This window comes from Pseudocitrobacter sp. RIT415, from assembly GCF_003057695.2.
In the GTDB taxonomy this organism is placed as follows: Bacteria; Pseudomonadota; Gammaproteobacteria; order Enterobacterales; family Enterobacteriaceae; genus Pseudocitrobacter; species Pseudocitrobacter faecalis.
In genome coordinates this window covers 15,499-30,005 of the sequence record NZ_QBJC02000022.1, presented here as the reverse complement: position 1 = coordinate 30,005, position 14,507 = coordinate 15,499, and the positions used below count along the sequence as shown (strand labels likewise).

The 14,507-nt window shown below is 58.2% G+C and carries 18 protein-coding genes; 1 reads left to right on the top strand and 17 read right to left on the bottom strand.

What is annotated here, in order from left to right; translation table 11 throughout:
- Window positions 1-192: 192 nt before the first annotated feature.
- Window positions 193-516: a DDRRRQL repeat protein YjdP gene (yjdP, locus tag DBY68_RS18515; protein ID WP_108476060.1), complete on the top strand. Its 324-nt coding sequence runs from the start codon at window positions 193-195 to the stop codon at window positions 514-516.
- A 133-nt stretch (window positions 517-649) separates the two neighbouring features.
- On the opposite strand, the gene phnP is transcribed toward yjdP, so the two are convergent.
- From phnP to kdgT, 17 genes are all read right to left on the bottom strand, one after another.
- On the bottom strand, window positions 650-1,408 hold the full coding sequence (gene phnP / locus DBY68_RS18510) for a phosphonate metabolism protein PhnP (protein WP_108476061.1): 759 nt from the start codon (window positions 1,406-1,408) through the stop codon (window positions 650-652).
- Window position 1,409: 1 nt separating this feature from the next.
- Window positions 1,410-1,844, bottom strand: coding sequence for an aminoalkylphosphonate N-acetyltransferase (gene phnO / locus DBY68_RS18505; protein ID WP_096989630.1), 435 nt, complete (start codon window positions 1,842-1,844; stop codon window positions 1,410-1,412).
- Complete coding sequence (phnN, locus tag DBY68_RS18500) at window positions 1,831-2,385, bottom strand: ribose 1,5-bisphosphokinase (RefSeq protein ID WP_108476062.1); 555 nt, start codon at window positions 2,383-2,385, stop codon at window positions 1,831-1,833. The genes phnO and phnN overlap by 14 nt, the downstream gene beginning before the upstream one ends.
- Window positions 2,386-2,387: 2 nt before the next feature.
- Complete coding sequence (gene phnM, locus DBY68_RS18495) at window positions 2,388-3,524, bottom strand: alpha-D-ribose 1-methylphosphonate 5-triphosphate diphosphatase (protein WP_108476063.1); 1,137 nt, start codon at window positions 3,522-3,524, stop codon at window positions 2,388-2,390.
- Window positions 3,521-4,201 (bottom strand): phosphonate C-P lyase system protein PhnL, encoded by a 681-nt coding sequence (phnL, locus tag DBY68_RS18490; protein ID WP_000611426.1) that lies wholly within the window; start codon window positions 4,199-4,201, stop codon window positions 3,521-3,523. Before phnL ends, phnM begins: the two co-directional genes overlap by 4 nt.
- A gap of 297 nt (window positions 4,202-4,498) precedes the next feature.
- The gene (gene phnK, locus DBY68_RS18485) at window positions 4,499-5,257 is read right to left on the bottom strand and encodes a phosphonate C-P lyase system protein PhnK (protein ID WP_001075514.1); all 759 of its coding nucleotides are present in this window, start codon (window positions 5,255-5,257) and stop codon (window positions 4,499-4,501) included.
- Window positions 5,254-6,099, bottom strand: coding sequence for an alpha-D-ribose 1-methylphosphonate 5-phosphate C-P-lyase PhnJ (phnJ, locus tag DBY68_RS18480; RefSeq protein WP_108476064.1), 846 nt, complete (start codon window positions 6,097-6,099; stop codon window positions 5,254-5,256). The genes phnK and phnJ overlap by 4 nt, the downstream gene beginning before the upstream one ends.
- The gene (gene phnI, locus DBY68_RS18475; RefSeq protein WP_108476065.1) at window positions 6,092-7,156 is read right to left on the bottom strand and encodes an alpha-D-ribose 1-methylphosphonate 5-triphosphate synthase subunit PhnI; all 1,065 of its coding nucleotides are present in this window, start codon (window positions 7,154-7,156) and stop codon (window positions 6,092-6,094) included. The genes phnJ and phnI overlap by 8 nt, the downstream gene beginning before the upstream one ends.
- A complete protein-coding gene (gene phnH, locus DBY68_RS18470) occupies window positions 7,156-7,740 on the bottom strand; it encodes a phosphonate C-P lyase system protein PhnH (protein WP_108476066.1) in 585 nt (194 codons plus the stop codon). Before phnH ends, phnI begins: the two co-directional genes overlap by 1 nt.
- The gene (gene phnG / locus DBY68_RS18465) at window positions 7,737-8,189 is read right to left on the bottom strand and encodes a phosphonate C-P lyase system protein PhnG (protein ID WP_108476067.1); all 453 of its coding nucleotides are present in this window, start codon (window positions 8,187-8,189) and stop codon (window positions 7,737-7,739) included. The genes phnH and phnG overlap by 4 nt, the downstream gene beginning before the upstream one ends.
- The gene (phnF, locus tag DBY68_RS18460) at window positions 8,190-8,915 is read right to left on the bottom strand and encodes a phosphonate metabolism transcriptional regulator PhnF (protein ID WP_108476068.1); all 726 of its coding nucleotides are present in this window, start codon (window positions 8,913-8,915) and stop codon (window positions 8,190-8,192) included.
- 20 nt (window positions 8,916-8,935) lie between these two features.
- Window positions 8,936-9,715: a phosphonate ABC transporter, permease protein PhnE gene (gene phnE / locus DBY68_RS18455; RefSeq protein ID WP_108476069.1), complete on the bottom strand. Its 780-nt coding sequence runs from the start codon at window positions 9,713-9,715 to the stop codon at window positions 8,936-8,938.
- Window positions 9,716-10,221: 506 nt separating this feature from the next.
- Window positions 10,222-11,238 (bottom strand): phosphonate ABC transporter substrate-binding protein, encoded by a 1,017-nt coding sequence (gene phnD, locus DBY68_RS18450; RefSeq protein ID WP_108476070.1) that lies wholly within the window; start codon window positions 11,236-11,238, stop codon window positions 10,222-10,224.
- 24 nt (window positions 11,239-11,262) lie between these two features.
- Window positions 11,263-12,051 carry a phosphonate ABC transporter ATP-binding protein gene (gene phnC / locus DBY68_RS18445; RefSeq protein ID WP_108476071.1) on the bottom strand — a complete coding sequence of 263 codons (789 nt, stop codon included), beginning with the start codon at window positions 12,049-12,051 and terminating at the stop codon, window positions 11,263-11,265.
- A gap of 130 nt (window positions 12,052-12,181) precedes the next feature.
- Entirely contained in the window at window positions 12,182-12,622 is a 441-nt protein-coding gene (yjdN, locus tag DBY68_RS18440) for a VOC family metalloprotein YjdN (RefSeq protein WP_108476072.1), read from the bottom strand.
- Window positions 12,623-12,805: 183 nt separating this feature from the next.
- Window positions 12,806-13,141, bottom strand: coding sequence for a zinc ribbon domain-containing protein YjdM (locus tag DBY68_RS18435; RefSeq protein WP_015966275.1), 336 nt, complete (start codon window positions 13,139-13,141; stop codon window positions 12,806-12,808).
- Between the two features lie 152 nt (window positions 13,142-13,293).
- Complete coding sequence (gene kdgT / locus DBY68_RS18430; RefSeq protein WP_108476073.1) at window positions 13,294-14,295, bottom strand: 2-keto-3-deoxygluconate transporter; 1,002 nt, start codon at window positions 14,293-14,295, stop codon at window positions 13,294-13,296.
- Between the last annotated feature and the right edge of the window lie 212 nt (window positions 14,296-14,507).

The following is a 14,507-nucleotide window of genomic DNA, read 5'->3' as shown; positions in this document are numbered from 1 at the left end:
GTGAAATAAATAATAAGAAAGGTGAAATGGAGAACATTATAATAATAACTTTTTGCTGTGGATATTTCGGTTGTGATCGAATTAACTATTATCGTTAGGTTATTGTGCTATTCAAATTTGAGAATACTCCGCTGTTTTACTTTCTAACGTTTCATTAACGTCATCTCACTCTGGTTGTGTGAGACTTTCCTGATGAAACGTTACCTTACCGTCTTGTTGTTTGTGCTGATGAGCCCGCTTGCGCATGCTGATGTGATTGATGATGCGATAGGCAACATTCAACAGGCGATTAATGATGCTTACAATCCTTCCAGCGACCGCGCCAGCGATGATGACGATCGTGATTACGACGATGGGCGTTATCGGAACGATAACAGCCGCCAGCAATATGACGACCGTCGCCGCCAACTGGAGGATCGACGCCGGCAACTTGATGACCGCCAGCGCCAGCTTGATCAGGAACGCCGGCAGTTAGAGGATGAGCGGCAGAGGCTGGAAGATGAGTATGAGCGGTGAGGGGAGTAGGTGCTGGCATGGCCCCTCACCCTAACCCTCTCCCACAGGGAGAGGGAACCGACTGCGCCTTTTCTCCCTCTCCCTGTGGGAGAGGGCCGGGGTGAGGGCATCAGCGCGCACATGACCAACCCCATCACTCCACCCTAATCACCATCCCATCAAACCCGGACTCAAACCCCGGCGGAAGCGCGTTCTCCATCAGCCACGCATCAAACTGGTGACTGATATGCGTCAGAATCACCCGTGGCGAGCGGATAACCTCATTCAGCGCCAGTACGCTATTTAAATCACAGTGATTACGCGGCGCATCCGCGCGCGGTGGGTGGCTACAATCAATCACCATCACCTGCGGATGATTATTAAGTAAAAATTTCACCGTTTTTTCCGGTAGCCCTGCGGTATCAGACAGCCACGCCACCCGGCTGTGCGCCGTTTCCAGCAAGTAACCGAAAGTGAGTTTTGAATGGTTGAGCGGCAACGGCGTCACCTGCAATCCCTGCAAATCGAACACCACAAACGGCTCCACCGTGTGGCTGAAATCAAGCAGGCCCGGATGTTTAAACAGATCGTCGCAGCCCTGTTCATCCGGCGGGCCGTAGACCGGGATCGTGTCGCCCACGCCCCAGCGTAGCGGGAACAGCCCCTGCACGTGATCCATATGATAGTGCGTCAGCAAAAACTGTCGGAACGATCCGGGCGACCAGCGATCGGTGAGATCGTGCAGCCCGGCGTCGATCAGGGTGATCGCATCGTTAAACTTTACGACGCCGCTGCAGGGCTGACGGCGATATTGCGGCGAGCGTCGCGCTCGGGCGCACGCCGCGCACGCACAGCCCCATGCGGGAACGCCCTGTGCGCCGCCGGTGCCAGTGAGCGTGAGGGTCAGGCTCATGTTACAGCGCCTTGGTGAAGCGGAAGTGGCTCTGCTCGTAGCCTTCGCGCAGATAGAAACGGTGCGCGTCGTGGCGCTTCACGTTGGTGGAAAGCTCGGTCATTTCTGCCCCCGCCTGGCGGGCTTCTTCTTCCGCCCACGCCAGCAACTTGCTACCAACGTTCAAACCGCGCGCCTGCGGCATCACTACCAGTTCCTGAATTTCGCCAATCCAGTTGACATGATGCAGATGAAACTGCAAATGCAGGCCGATCATGCCGATAACTTCGCCATCCAGCAGCGCCAGATGGTAGCGCATGTTCGGGTCGCGCAGGTTGGCGTTAAAGCCCACGCGAAACGCGTGATGGTCAAACTCCGCCTGTTTTAGCTCACATATCAGTGCGTAAACCGCGTCGGTGTCGTACTGCGTGGCTGGGCGAAGCTCACAAGCAGGCATGGTGTTTCTCCTTCTGATGAATCAGCGTCAGCAGCGTGTCGACCGACTGGCGCAGGCTGCCGTCGTTGTTGAGCGTATGGCAATCCTGTGGAGTATAGCGGGCGGCGCGCGCCAGACGGGCGTTAATTTCACTGGCGTTTTCGCGGCCACGCTTTTCCAGGCGCTGGCGCAGGATCTCTGGCGAAACCTGTAAACAGATAGGCAGCAGGGCCGATTCATAGCGTGCCCGCGCCTGCGGCAGGTGCGCGCGTGAGCCGTTGACCACCACGTCGAACCCGGCGTGTAGCCAAAGGTCGATCTCCAGCCCGACACCGTAATAGTAGCTGTTAGCATGCCAGCTTAACGCGAAGAGTTGCTGCCCCGCGCGGGCAAAAAACTCCTGCTCGCTCAGGGCGATATGATTTTCGCTTCCGGCGCTGGCGTCACGCGTGATGTAGCGATGCGCCACCAGTAGCTGCGTCTGTTCCCGCAGACGGAGTTCCGCCAGCAGACTGTCTTTCCCGGAGCCGGACGGCCCCATCAACCAAATCAGTTTTCCCATCTTCAGAACACCCTTTTCCCCTGACGCCAGACGTGGTCGATGTGAATGTGGTTGCCTTTGCGATGCGCCAGCACCAGGTCGGCGCGTTTACCCTCGCCAATCACCCCGCGATCCTGAAGATTCAGCGCTTGCGCCGGGTTTTTGGTTACCAGTTTCACCGCCTGCGGCAGCGTAAAGCGGTTGCTCTCGTCATCGGCAACGCGGAACGCCGCATCCAGCAGGCTGGCGGGGTAATAGTCGGAAGAGAGGATATCCAGCAGGCCAAGCTGCGCCAGTTCACTTGCCGCCACGTTGCCGGAGTGCGAACCGCCGCGCACAATATTCGGCGCGCCCATCAGCACGTTCATGCCATGCTTGCGTGAGGCTTCTGCCGCTTCGAACGTGGTGGGAAATTCGGCGATTACGCTGCCAAGCTGGTGGGATTCGGCAACGTGGGCGTGCGTGGCGTCATCGTGGCTGGCGAGCGCAATCTGGCGTGCGCGGCAGATCGCGGCAATGGTTTCGCGATTCGGCTGCGACCAGCGTGCAGCGAGCGCCAGTTGTTCCTCTTCGTACTGCTGCATCTGCGCATCGGTGAGCGAGTATTTGCCCTGATAATATTCGCGATACTTTTCGCGGTTGGCGAACTGACGCTGGCCAGGGGAGTGATCCATCAGCGACACCAGCGTCACCGGTTCGCGCTGCACCAGTTTTTCAAACAGCGGCAGCGTGGTGTGGTGCGGCAGTTCGCAGCGCAGATGCAGGCGGTGCTCGGCGCGGTTGACGCCGCGTTTCTGCGTCTCTTCGATAGCGTTGATCATCTTCTCCAGATTCTCCAGCCGATCGCTGCCATCGCGTACGTCGCCAATCGCCACGGCATCCAGCACGGTGGTGATGCCGCTTGCCACCATCAGTGCGTCGTGGCTGCTCATCGCCGAGTGGGCGGGCCAGTCCACTTTCGGGCGCGGGGTGAAGAATTTATCCAGGTTATCCGTATGCAGCTCAATCAGCCCCGGCAACAGCCAGCCACCTTCGCCGTCCATCGCTTCTGGCAGGCGGCTCTGGCTTTCGGCAAAGGCGCGGATTTCGCCGTCCTGTACCTCCAGCGAGCCGTGTACTATTTCGTTTTCCAGCACCAGCTTAATGTTATTGATAATCATGAAGAGGCTCCCATTGGGTGGAGGCGGTCGGCGACGTCGTTGCGCACGGCTTCGTCATGGAAGATACCGACGATGGCCGCGCCGCGGGCTTTGGCTTCGCGGATCAGTTCGACTACGGCGGCGCTGTTTTTGGCGTCCAGCGAGGCGGTAGGTTCGTCGAGCAGCAGAATGGGGTAATCGACGATAAAGCCGCGAGCGATGTTGACGCGCTGCTGTTCGCCGCCGGAGAAGGTCGATGGCGCAAGGTGCCACAGGCGTTCCGGCACGTTCAGGCGAGTGAGCAGACGCGCGGCTTTAGCGGCGCAGGCTTCACGCGGTACGCCGGTATCGAGCAGCGGCTGCATCACCACTTCCAGCGCCGAAATGCGCGGGATGACGCGCAGAAACTGGCTCACCCAGCCGACGGTGGTTTTACGAATTTCCACCACTTTGCGCGCTGGCGCGGTGACCAGGTCTACCCATTCGTCGCCGTGTTTGATCTGGATCTGCCCTTCGTCGGGCAGATAGTTGGCGTACAGCGAGCGCAGCAGGGTTGATTTGCCGCTGCCGGAGTGACCGTGAAGCACCACGCATTCGCCTGCGTTGACGGTGAGCGAGGCGCGTTGTAAGACGGGCAGGCGCACGCCGTTTTGCTGGTGCAGGATGAAGGTTTTACTGACGTTTTGTACGTTAATCATTTTTCGCCTCGTGGTTCGCATATTGGGGATCGGCGCACGCATTGCCCCCTCACCCTAACCCTCTCCCTCGAGGGAGAGGGGACCGATTATGCGCGGTGTTAAATTCGGCGCGTTCTTCTCCCTCTCCCTGCGGGAGAGGGGATCGATTGTGCGCGGTGTTAAATTCGGCACGTTCTTCTCCCTCTCCCTTGAGGGAGAGAGGACAGATTGTGCGCGGTGTTAAATTCGGCACGTTCTTCTCCCTCTCCCTGCGGGAGAGGGCCGGGGTGAGGGGAGCAGCGCGCACAGTGTTGCAACTCAATTCTGCAAAACCGATGACACCAGTAACTGGGTATACGGATGATGTGGATCATCGAGCACGCGGTCGGTTAACCCACTCTCCACCACCTGACCCTGTTTCATCACCAGCAACCGATCCGCCAGCAGGCGGGCGACGCCCAGATCATGGGTGACAATAACCACCGCCAGGTTCAGCTCCACCACCAGGCCGCGCAGCAGGTCGAGCAGGCGCGCCTGCACCGACACATCCAGACCGCCCGTTGGCTCATCCATAAACACCAGCTTCGGATGCGTCACCAGATTGCGGGCAATCTGCAAACGTTGCTGCATGCCGCCGGAAAAGGTGGTCGGCAGGTCATCGATACGGTTAGCCGGAATTTCCACCTCTTCCAGCCACTTCTGTGCGGTAGCGCGAATGTCACCGTAATGTCGCGCCCCGGTTGCCATCAGGCGTTCGCCGATATTGCCGCCTGCTGACACCTGACGGCGCAGGCCGTCGAGTGGATGCTGATGCACCACGCCCCATTCGGTGCGCAGCAGGCGACGACGGTCGGCCTCGCTCATTGCGTACAACGAACGGTTCTCGTAGTGAATCTCCCCCTGCTGCGGCGTCAGGCGAGCGGAAATCGATTTCAGCAGCGTGGTCTTCCCGGAACCGGACTCCCCGACAATGCCGAGTACTTCCCCCGGCCATAAATCAAAAGAGACATCGCTAAAGCCTTTGCCGGGTGCGTAAAGGTGGGTCAGGTTATTGACCGAAAGTAACGGTTGATTCATTGGCTTTTCGCCTCGCTCTGTTGGCGGCAGTAATCGGTATCGGAGCAGACAAACATGCGGTTTCCGGCGTCATCCAGCACCACTTCGTCGAGATAGCTGTGGGTTGATCCGCAAATCGCGCAGGGTTCATCCCACTGCTGAACGGTGAACGGGTGATCGTCAAAATCGAGGCTTTCCACGCGGGTAAACGGCGGTACGGCATAAATACGCTTCTCGCGCCCCGCGCCAAACAGTTGTAGGGCGGGCATCATGTCCATTTTCGGGTTATCGAATTTCGGGATGGGCGACGGGTCCATCACGTAGCGATCGTTTACCTTCACCGGATAGGCATATGTGGTGGCGATATGACCGAAGCGGGCGATATCTTCATACAGTTTCACCTGCATGATGCCGTACTCCTCCAGCGCGTGCATGGTGCGGGTTTCCGTCTCACGCGGCTCGATAAAGCGCAACGGTTCCGGAATCGGCACCTGAAAGATAATGATCTGATCTTCCGTCAGCGGTGTTTCGGGAATGCGGTGACGCGTCTGGATAAGCGTCGCATCGTCCGTGCGATCGGTGGTATTCACCCCGGTCACGCGCTTAAAGAAGTTGCGGATCGACACGGCATTGGTGGTGTCGTCCGCGCCCTGGTCAATCACCTTCAGCACGTCGCTCTCGCCAATCACGCTGGCGGTTAGCTGAATGCCGCCGGTTCCCCAGCCGTAAGGCATCGGCATCTCGCGCCCGCCAAACGGTACCTGATAACCGGGGATCGCTACCGCTTTTAAGATGGCGCGGCGGATCATGCGTTTGGTCTGCTCGTCGAGGTACGCAAAGTTGTAGCCGCTCAGATTAGCCATGGTTCTGCTCCTGTTGCAGACGTTTGAGTAGCTCCAGTTCGGCCTGGAAATCGACGTAGTGCGGGAGTTTGAGGTGCGAGACAAAGCCTGCGGCTTCGACGTTGTCGGCATGCGCCAGCACGAACTCTTCATCCTGCGCCGGGCCTGTGGGGTACTCGCCGTACTCCGGCGCTTGCAGAGCGCGGTCAACCAGCGCCATCGCCATCGCTTTGCGCTCGCTCATGCCGAACACCAGCCCGTAGCCGCGCGTGAAGTGCGGCGGTTCATCCGGCGGGTCGATAAAACCGTTGACCATTTCACACTCGGTCATCAGCAATTCGCCGACGTTCACCGCAAATCCCAGCTCTTCCGGCACAATAGAGACGTCGATATAGCCACTGCGAATTTCGCCTGCGAACGGGTGATTGCGCCCGTAACCGCGCTGGGTGGAGTAGGCCAACGCCAGCAAATAGCCCTCGTCGCCGCGCATTAACTGCTGCAAACGGGAGGAGCGTGAGCAGGGGTAAACCGGCGGCGTGCGGGTGATGTCATCCGGCTGAGCGCCATTATCCTCTTCAAACTTCGCCAGCCCCTGACGTGCCAGCAGGCTGAAGACGTGCGGCGACGGTTGCTGTTCGCTGTCGGCGGTGGTCAGCGTCGGCGCTTCGCCATTTGCCAGCAGGGTGAAATCGAGCAGGCGATGGGTGTAGTCGTAGGTTGGGCCAAGCAGCTGGCCGCCGGGAATATCTTTATATACCGCCGAAATACGGCGTTCGAGACGCATCTCCGTGGTGTCGAGCGGCTCGCTCACTGCCAGCTTCGCCAGCGTCGTGCGGTAGGCGCGCAGCAGGAAAATCGCTTCAACGTTATCGCCGCTGGCCTGTTTTAGCGCCAGTGCCGCCAGTTCGCGGTCGGCAATGCCGCCTTCGGTCATCACGCGATCCACCGCGAGATTAAGCTGCTGTTCAATCTGGGCGACGCTCAGTTCAGGCAAATCAGTATCGCCCCGGCGTCGGCTCTCTTGCAGGGCGTGGGCGGCGTCGATCGCCTTTTCGCCCCCTTTCACGGCAACGTACATCAGCACACCTCCACATGAGTGGTTCGTGGGATAGCCAGCAGGCGCTCGCCGCAAGTCAGAATCAGGTCGATGCCGAGCGGGAACGGGTGCGGGCGTTCGGTGAGTTCGTGCAGAATGCACGCCGGTAGCTGCGGGGCGATCATCCGTTCTTCGGCAATACCCGCGCCGGTGAGGCGCAGCATGCGTCCACCGCTCAGGCTGGCGACCTGTAAAATCAGCGTCGCGCCCGATTCCGGCGCAACGGCGGTGCCGGTGGAAAGGGCGTTGAGCTGCTCGGGGGTAATCGCTTCATCCGTCACCGCGAAGGTCGCCTGTTCCGGTTGATTGACCAGCGGCGCGTTGGTATGAAAACGCAGGCTCTGGCTGACGATATCGTTACTTACTGGCGCGGAAAGCCACACCGACGTGTCGTTATCGGCCAGCATCAGCAGCACGCTGGTGGTGGCGATATTCAGCGGCTGCCAGCCGCGCTTGAGTTGATGCAGGGCGACAATCACGCCCGGCTCGCTCATCGCCTTTAACAGGCGACGAAAACTGTGCTGGGCATCCTGCACGGGAAGCATAAAAGCGGTTTCCAGGGTCATGCGTTGTCTCCGCGAACCATCGTAAAGAAGTCGACCCGGCTGGCGTTCACTTCGGCCTGGCGTGCGGCGATGCGTGCCATACGGTCAGCGTCCAGCGGGGCAATAAGGGTTTCTGATAAGTTTTGAAAGTGGCGAGATTGCTGCATCAACGCGTCAATCAGCGCGCAGCGTTCGGCATGCTGTTTGTCGCGCCCCAGCACCCAGCTGTAGCCGAGCGTGCCGTCATTCAGGCGCACGGCGGCGCGGGTCAGCGTGGCGTCGCCGGCAAAAAAACGTTCACCGGTGCCGCCCATCCGCGCCTGAATCTGCACCAGGCCCGTTTCGGCGGCGCGGATAACGTCATAGTCGGCGGTGATGTTCAGCGCCTTGAGGCGCGTTGCCAGTTCAGCCGGTTGGCTGTGCGCCAGTACGGACATCCAGTGCTGGCGGGTCGCGGTATCTGCGTGCATTCAGTGCTCCATAGTGAATTCAATCATGTCGGCGCGGGTCAGGCTGACGGAGTACTCCGCCGGGCTGCTTTCACCGTCACGGTGGTTAAGGGTGCGCACGCACAGCAGCGGCGACAGATTCGGGATTTCAAGGCGCTGGCACTCTTTGGCCTGGGCGCGGCGGGCGCTGATCCGCGTCTGGCTGCGGCGCAGCGCAATCCCCGTTTGTTCGCGCAGAAAATCGTGCAGTGAGCCGCTGTCGAAGCGTTGCAGCGTCGGCCAGAGCGTGAGGTCTGCGAAGTAGTGGTCAATTAAACAGAGCGCGACGCCGTTGACCCGGCGCAGGGTGCGCAGGTGGATAACGTTCTCGCCTTCAGTGATCCCCAGCGCGTCAGCGACGTGACCAGACGCGGGGCGCAGCACCGACAGCAGTTTTTCGCTGGTGGGGTGGCTGCCCTGGTCCAGCAGGTTCTGGCTGAAACGCGCCTGGGCGTTGAGCGGGTAATCGAACGGGCGCATCAGCACCAGCACGCCGACACCCTGACGGCGCTGTACCCATCCTTTCTCCACCAGTTGGTCGATGGCCCGGCGCAGGGTGTGGCGGTTTACCTCAAAGCGCGCCGCCAGTTGCTGCTCAGCGGGGAGATAGTCGCCGCAGCGGTAGTGTTGACGAAGCTCCTGCTCAAGTTTTGCGGCTATCTCCTGATAGCGTGTTGGGTAGCTGGTCGGATGTGTAGACAAGTGCATAGCTTTCAATGCCTCGCTAATCAGATAAAGTGCTTACGCAACCGTTGAGAGAGGAAATCCAGCAGGCTGACCGTGACGATAATCAGCACCATCAGGGCGCAGGTTTGCTGGAACTGGAAACCACGAATCGCTTCCCACAGGGTGACGCCAATTCCGCCCGCGCCGACCATGCCGACGACGGTGGCGGAACGCACGTTGGATTCGAAGCGATAGAGAGAGTAGGAAATCAGCAGCGGCATCACCTGTGGCAGCACGCCGTAGAGGATCTCTTCCAGCTTGTTGGCACCGGTTGCGCGAATGCCTTCCACCGGGCCGGGTTCAATGGCTTCCACCGCTTCGGAAAGCAGTTTGGAGAGCACACCGGTGGTGTGGATAAACAACGCCAGCACGCCAGCGAACGGGCCGAGGCCGACAGCGACCACGAACAGCATGGCGAAGACCATTTCATTAATGGCACGGCAGGCGTCCATCAGGCGGCGAACGGGCTGGTACACCCACCACGGCACCAGGTTTTCGGCGCTCATCAGGCCGAAGGGGATGGAAAGCACCACCGCCAGCGCGGTGCCCCAGACGGCGATTTGCAGCGTGACGGCCATTTCGGAGAGGTAATCCTGCCACTGGCTGAAATCGGGCGGGAAGAAGTCGGCGGCGAAAGTCGCCATGTTGCCGCCGTCTTTAATCAGCGTGAGCGGGGCCATTTCCGCGCCTTGCCACGAGATGACCAGTACAGCGAGAACGATGGCCCAGCTGAAGAGCGAGAACCAGCTGCGCTTGGGTGGGGCGAGGGTGATGGTTTGCATGTTTGGCTCCGTTTAATGTTTTCTCCCTCTCCCTGTGGGAGAGGGCCGGGGTGAGGGCATCAGCGTGCGCATTTCCCCCTCACCCTAACCCTCTCCCTCAAGGGAGAGGGGACCGATCGCGTTCGTTGCTAAATGTGGTACCGGTTTTCTCCCTCTCCCTGGGGGAGAGGGCCGGGGTGAGGGCATCAGCGTGCGCATTTCCCCCTAACCCTAACCCTCTCCCTCAAGGGAGAGGGGACCGATCGCGTTCGTTGCTAAATGTGGTACCGGTTTTCTCCCTCTCCCTGTGGGAGAGGGCCGGGGTGAGGGCATCAGCGTGCGCATTTCCCCCCCTCACCCTAACCCTCTCCCTCAAGGGAGAGGGGACCGATCGCGTTCGTTGCTAAATGTGGTACCGGTTTTCTCCCTCTCCCTGTGGGAGAGGGCCGGGGTGAGGGCATCAGTGTGCGCATTTCCCCCCTCACCCTAACCCTCTCCCTCAGGGGAGAGGGGGCCGATTGAGCACATTACTGCACCGCTTTACTCACTGAACTCATCGCGCTTAACGCGTTGTTCAGGCGGTCTAAATCATCCAGTTGCGCCTGAATTTCGGTGGTTTTCGCCAGTTTGTCCTGCTCATTCAGCCCTTTATTGCCTTTCACGCCCTGCATCTCTTTAAACAGCGCGAGCTGGCGAATCGGTACCAGTTGCAGGTCGCTGGACGCGCGGAACGGTGCCCAGCCCAGACGTTCCAGTACGGCTTTCTCTTCCGGCGTTTTGCCGTAGTTCATAAAGAAGTCGTAGATCTTGTCTTTGGTGGTTTCGGAAAGATTTTTGCGCCAGACGATCGGATCGCCCGGGATCAGCGGCGACTTCCAGATCACCTTCAGCTCTTTCAGCTTGTCCGGTGCGGAGGTTTTTAGCTTGTCGAGGTTTTCAGTGTTGTTGGTAGCGACATCCACCTGCTTATTGGCGACGGCCAGCGCGTTGGTTTCATGCCCGGCGTTCACCGTGCGCTTGAAGTCGCTGGCGGAGATATTGTTTTTAGCGAAGACGTAGTAACCGGGGACGAGGAAGCCAGAGGTGGAGTTAGGATCGCCATTGCCGAAGGTAAGATCTTTCCGCTTCGCCAGCAGATCGTTCAGGTTGTTGATCGGGCTGTCTTTGTTGACGATCAGCACGCTCCAGTAACCCGGCGATCCATCCGCCGCGACCGTCTGGGCGAAGACCTGGCCGTTGGCGCGATCCACTGCTTCCATTGCCGACAGGTTGCCGTACCAGGCGATATCCACTTTGTTGAAACGCATTCCCTGGATAATGCCCGCGTAGTCCGGGGCAAAGAAGGCGTTTACCTTCACGCCCAGCTTCTTCTCCATATCCTGCAAAAACGGCGTCCATTGCGGTTTCAGGTTTTGCTGTGATTCCGTTGAAATAATGCCGAAATTCAGCGCCTTTTCCTGCTCTTCGGCGTGCGCCGGGGTTAACAGGGTGCTGAGGCTGAACATGCTGGTGAAGGCCAGCGAGGCAATGATCTTCGCGTTCATTCGTTTTCCTCAATGATAGGGATGTCAGGCAGCTTTCGCGTTTTCTTCGACGCGGTTGATGCTGCGGTAGAGATGGTCAAAACGTTCGTTATCAAACTGTTGGCTGCTGCCGTCGTAGAAAACATGCCCCTGGCGCAGGGCGATGATGCGTTCGCAGTAGCGCAGGGCGTAATCCACCTGGTGCAGCGTGACGACCACGGTGATGCCGTCGTTCTGGTTGATGTCGCGCAGAGTGTCCATCACGATGCGGGCTGATTCCGGATCCAGCGAGGCGATGGGTTCGTCTGCCAGAATTACTTTCGCCTGCTGCATCAGCGCACGGGCAATCGCCACACGCTGCTGCTGGCCACCGGAGAGCGTGGAAACACGCTGATGGGCAAAGTGCACCATGCCTACGCGGGTCAGCGCCTGTAGCGCCCGCTGTTTCTGCTCGCGGGTGAACCAGCTAAAACAGGTGCGCCAGAACGGCGTGCTGCCGAGCGCGCCAATCAGCACGTTCTCCAGTACGCTCAGGCGATTCACCAGATTGAATTGTTGAAAGATGTAGCCGGTATGGGCGCGGCTTTTGCGGATATCGCGCGCCAGACGGCCATTTTGCTGGACGGTGCGGCCCAGCAGTTCGACGCGACATTCCGGCTTTTTATCGCCGACAATCAGGCCGCTTAAGTGACGTAAAAGGGTGGATTTGCCGGAACCCGACGGCCCAAGCAGAGCCACCATTTCACCGTGATGAATGTTCAGATCAACCGCGTGCAGCGCCTGATGCTGATGAAAGGTTTTGCTCAGTTGTTCGACGCGGATAATCGTTTGCATGCTGGAGCCTCCCTAAAAAAGTGGCTCCATCGTGGCGAATTATTGTGACAGTTGGGTTAAGCGTGGGTGACGTGAAGATGAAGAGTTATGGTGAAAATGATGACAGCGGGAGGACGCGCCTCCCGCTGAGTTATCCGCCAGGCTGTTTGACGACGTTGATCATCCAGGGCAGGCCGTAGCGATCGGTGACTTTGCCGAAACCGTGCGCCCAGAATGTTTCCTGCCAGGCCATCTCAATCTGGCCTTCTGCGCCCAGGCTATCGAACCAGCGTTTTCCTTCGTTGACGTCCTGAGTATCCAGCACCAGCGTAAAGCCGCTGTAACCGGTATTTCCGCTTTGCGCGCCGTCGCTCATCATGATGTCGCTTCCTGCGATTTTCAGGTTGGCGTGGGCGATGGCGTTTTCAGGGTAGGTCTGGCCGGAGGGGCAGCCGTCGCTGCTTTCCTGCGCATCTTTCGGCATTTCGCCAAAGGTGATTTTGTAGAGCAGTTCCGCGCCCAGCGTCTGTTGATAGTAGGCGATGGCATCGGCGCAGTTTCCGGCGAAAGCAATATAGGGACTTAACGGCATAATCGTTACCTCAGGTAAGAAGAGCCCATTAAGTGTAGTTTGAATTTTGTACAGACGAGGATGGGAGCGGGGGATTTGTAGGCCTGATAAGACGCGTTAGCGTCGCATCAGGCATTTGGCACCGTTGCCGGATGCGGCGCGTGCGCCTTATCCGGCCTACCGATTGCGTGCCAACAGATAAAATCAGTTCTTTTTAACGAACTCAGATTTCAACTTCATCGGGCCGAATCCGTCGATTTTGCAATCAATGTTGTGGTCACCTTCCACCAGGCGAATGTTTTTCACTTTGGTGCCGATCTTCAGCATCGAAGAGCTGCCTTTGACTTTCAGATCTTTCACTACGGTGACGCTGTCGCCGTCGGCCAGCAGGTTGCCGTTAGCATCTTTCACGATCAGCTCATCGCTATCCTGTGCAGGTTCTGCGTCGTTCCATTCGTGAGCGCATTCCGGGCAGATGTACATGCCGTTATCTTCATAAGTGTATTCGGAATTGCATTTCGGGCAGTGGGGTAATGACATGGGGATTTCCTCAAAAGTGCGAAAGGGCAATAAGCCCCTAAAAACCGGCATAATGCCGCAAACAGTCGCTAATGATAGCGCAAAACCACACTTTTGTCGGCGTTATTCCTGAAGGGGGAACAGAACCCCCTCCGAAGAGGGGGCGGGGGATGTTAGTGGTGAGCAGCCTGAGAGACACTGGCGGTGGCAGGGCTCTCCGTTGCGGGCACTTTTCCGAAACGTTTGGCATACAACGCGGTGATAATAGGTACCAGAATCGCGGTGACGATGACGCTTGCTGCTACCAGCGCGGTGGCTGAGGCGGCAACCGGGGCAAACGACGGGTTAATCTGGGCGATAATCACCGGGTTAGCGACTGCCGCTCCCGCTGCGGAGGAGGCCGCGACGCCCGCGGTACCATTACCGCCACCAATTACGCGGTCAGCAATAATCAGTGGGATACCGGTGATGATGATGACAGCAACACCCAGCGCAATACCCAGCAGGCCGGTGTCCATAATCACGTTCAGGTTGATGGTGTTACCCAGCGCGAAACCGAAGAACGGAATCAGTACCGGCGTGGCTTTGCTGAAGAAGGCGCGCAGGTCGTGGTCCAGGTTACCGAGCGTAAAGCCAATCAGGAATGGCAGCACCGCGCCGATGAAGTGGTGAGGCTCGAAAGAGGCCAGACCGGCAGAACCGAGAATAACCATGGTCATCAGCGGGCCAGATTCTAAAGACATCAGCACAAATGCGCCGGATTCTTCTTTCGTACCATATTGATTCATCAGGCTGGCATATAAGCCGCCGTTGGTCATATCCATGGCGGAAACGATGGCCAGCACGGAGAGGCCCGCGAAGAAGCCGGTCTGGATACCGTTCTCCGGAATAAACATGGCTGCAATCAGCGCTACAATCCAGGCGACGCCAATTTTGGTCAGCACCAGCGTGCCGGATTTACGTAAAACCGTTCCGGTTGCGCGTAAATCGATTGAAGCGCCGATACAGAAGAACCAGACAGCCAGAATCGGCACCGTGCCGCCAATCATGCCTTTTGTGAATGAACCAAAGTATTCGCCGGTGTTAGGCGCAAAAGTGTTTAATACGGCACCCAGCAGTAAAGGGATCAGCATCATCCCGCCAGGGATTCTTTCCATTGTGGCTTTAATTTTCATATTGCATCCTCGCTTCTCATCTGAACAACGACGGAAGAGGTTAAGAATAATAATTTCAACCAGTTACCCGAATCAGTCCTTTCGGGTATCTCTGTCCATGCGGCCGGAACGTGGTGGGTACAACGAGGAAGAAATTCTTCCTGAAAAGCCCCGTGGTGCTGTTCCTGAAACTATGATGCATTTGGTGGAATTATGATTCAATCAAAATAAAA

Excerpts from the sequence above, each read along its gene's own strand:
- phnG (WP_108476067.1), bottom strand. The coding sequence starts at position 8,189 with ATGCACGCAGATACCGCGACCCGCCAGCACTGGATGTCCGTACTGGCG.
- phnF (WP_108476068.1), bottom strand. The coding sequence starts at position 8,915 with ATGCACTTGTCTACACATCCGACCAGCTACCCAACACGCTATCAGGAG.
- yjdP (WP_108476060.1), top strand. The coding sequence starts at position 193 with ATGAAACGTTACCTTACCGTCTTGTTGTTTGTGCTGATGAGCCCGCTT.
- phnI (WP_108476065.1), bottom strand. The coding sequence starts at position 7,156 with ATGTACGTTGCCGTGAAAGGGGGCGAAAAGGCGATCGACGCCGCCCAC.
- phnP (WP_108476061.1), bottom strand. The coding sequence starts at position 1,408 with ATGAGCCTGACCCTCACGCTCACTGGCACCGGCGGCGCACAGGGCGTT.
- phnO (WP_096989630.1), bottom strand. The coding sequence starts at position 1,844 with ATGCCTGCTTGTGAGCTTCGCCCAGCCACGCAGTACGACACCGACGCG.
- yjdN (WP_108476072.1), bottom strand. The coding sequence starts at position 12,622 with ATGCCGTTAAGTCCCTATATTGCTTTCGCCGGAAACTGCGCCGATGCC.
- phnK (WP_001075514.1), bottom strand. The coding sequence starts at position 5,257 with ATGAATCAACCGTTACTTTCGGTCAATAACCTGACCCACCTTTACGCA.
- phnH (WP_108476066.1), bottom strand. The coding sequence starts at position 7,740 with ATGACCCTGGAAACCGCTTTTATGCTTCCCGTGCAGGATGCCCAGCAC.
- DBY68_RS18435 (WP_015966275.1), bottom strand. The coding sequence starts at position 13,141 with ATGTCATTACCCCACTGCCCGAAATGCAATTCCGAATACACTTATGAA.
- kdgT (WP_108476073.1), bottom strand. The coding sequence starts at position 14,295 with ATGAAAATTAAAGCCACAATGGAAAGAATCCCTGGCGGGATGATGCTG.
- phnN (WP_108476062.1), bottom strand. The coding sequence starts at position 2,385 with ATGGGAAAACTGATTTGGTTGATGGGGCCGTCCGGCTCCGGGAAAGAC.
- phnL (WP_000611426.1), bottom strand. The coding sequence starts at position 4,201 with ATGATTAACGTACAAAACGTCAGTAAAACCTTCATCCTGCACCAGCAA.
- phnJ (WP_108476064.1), bottom strand. The coding sequence starts at position 6,099 with ATGGCTAATCTGAGCGGCTACAACTTTGCGTACCTCGACGAGCAGACC.
- phnM (WP_108476063.1), bottom strand. The coding sequence starts at position 3,524 with ATGATTATCAATAACATTAAGCTGGTGCTGGAAAACGAAATAGTACAC.
- phnC (WP_108476071.1), bottom strand. The coding sequence starts at position 12,051 with ATGCAAACGATTATCCGCGTCGAACAACTGAGCAAAACCTTTCATCAG.
- phnD (WP_108476070.1), bottom strand. The coding sequence starts at position 11,238 with ATGAACGCGAAGATCATTGCCTCGCTGGCCTTCACCAGCATGTTCAGC.
- phnE (WP_108476069.1), bottom strand. The coding sequence starts at position 9,715 with ATGCAAACCATCACCCTCGCCCCACCCAAGCGCAGCTGGTTCTCGCTC.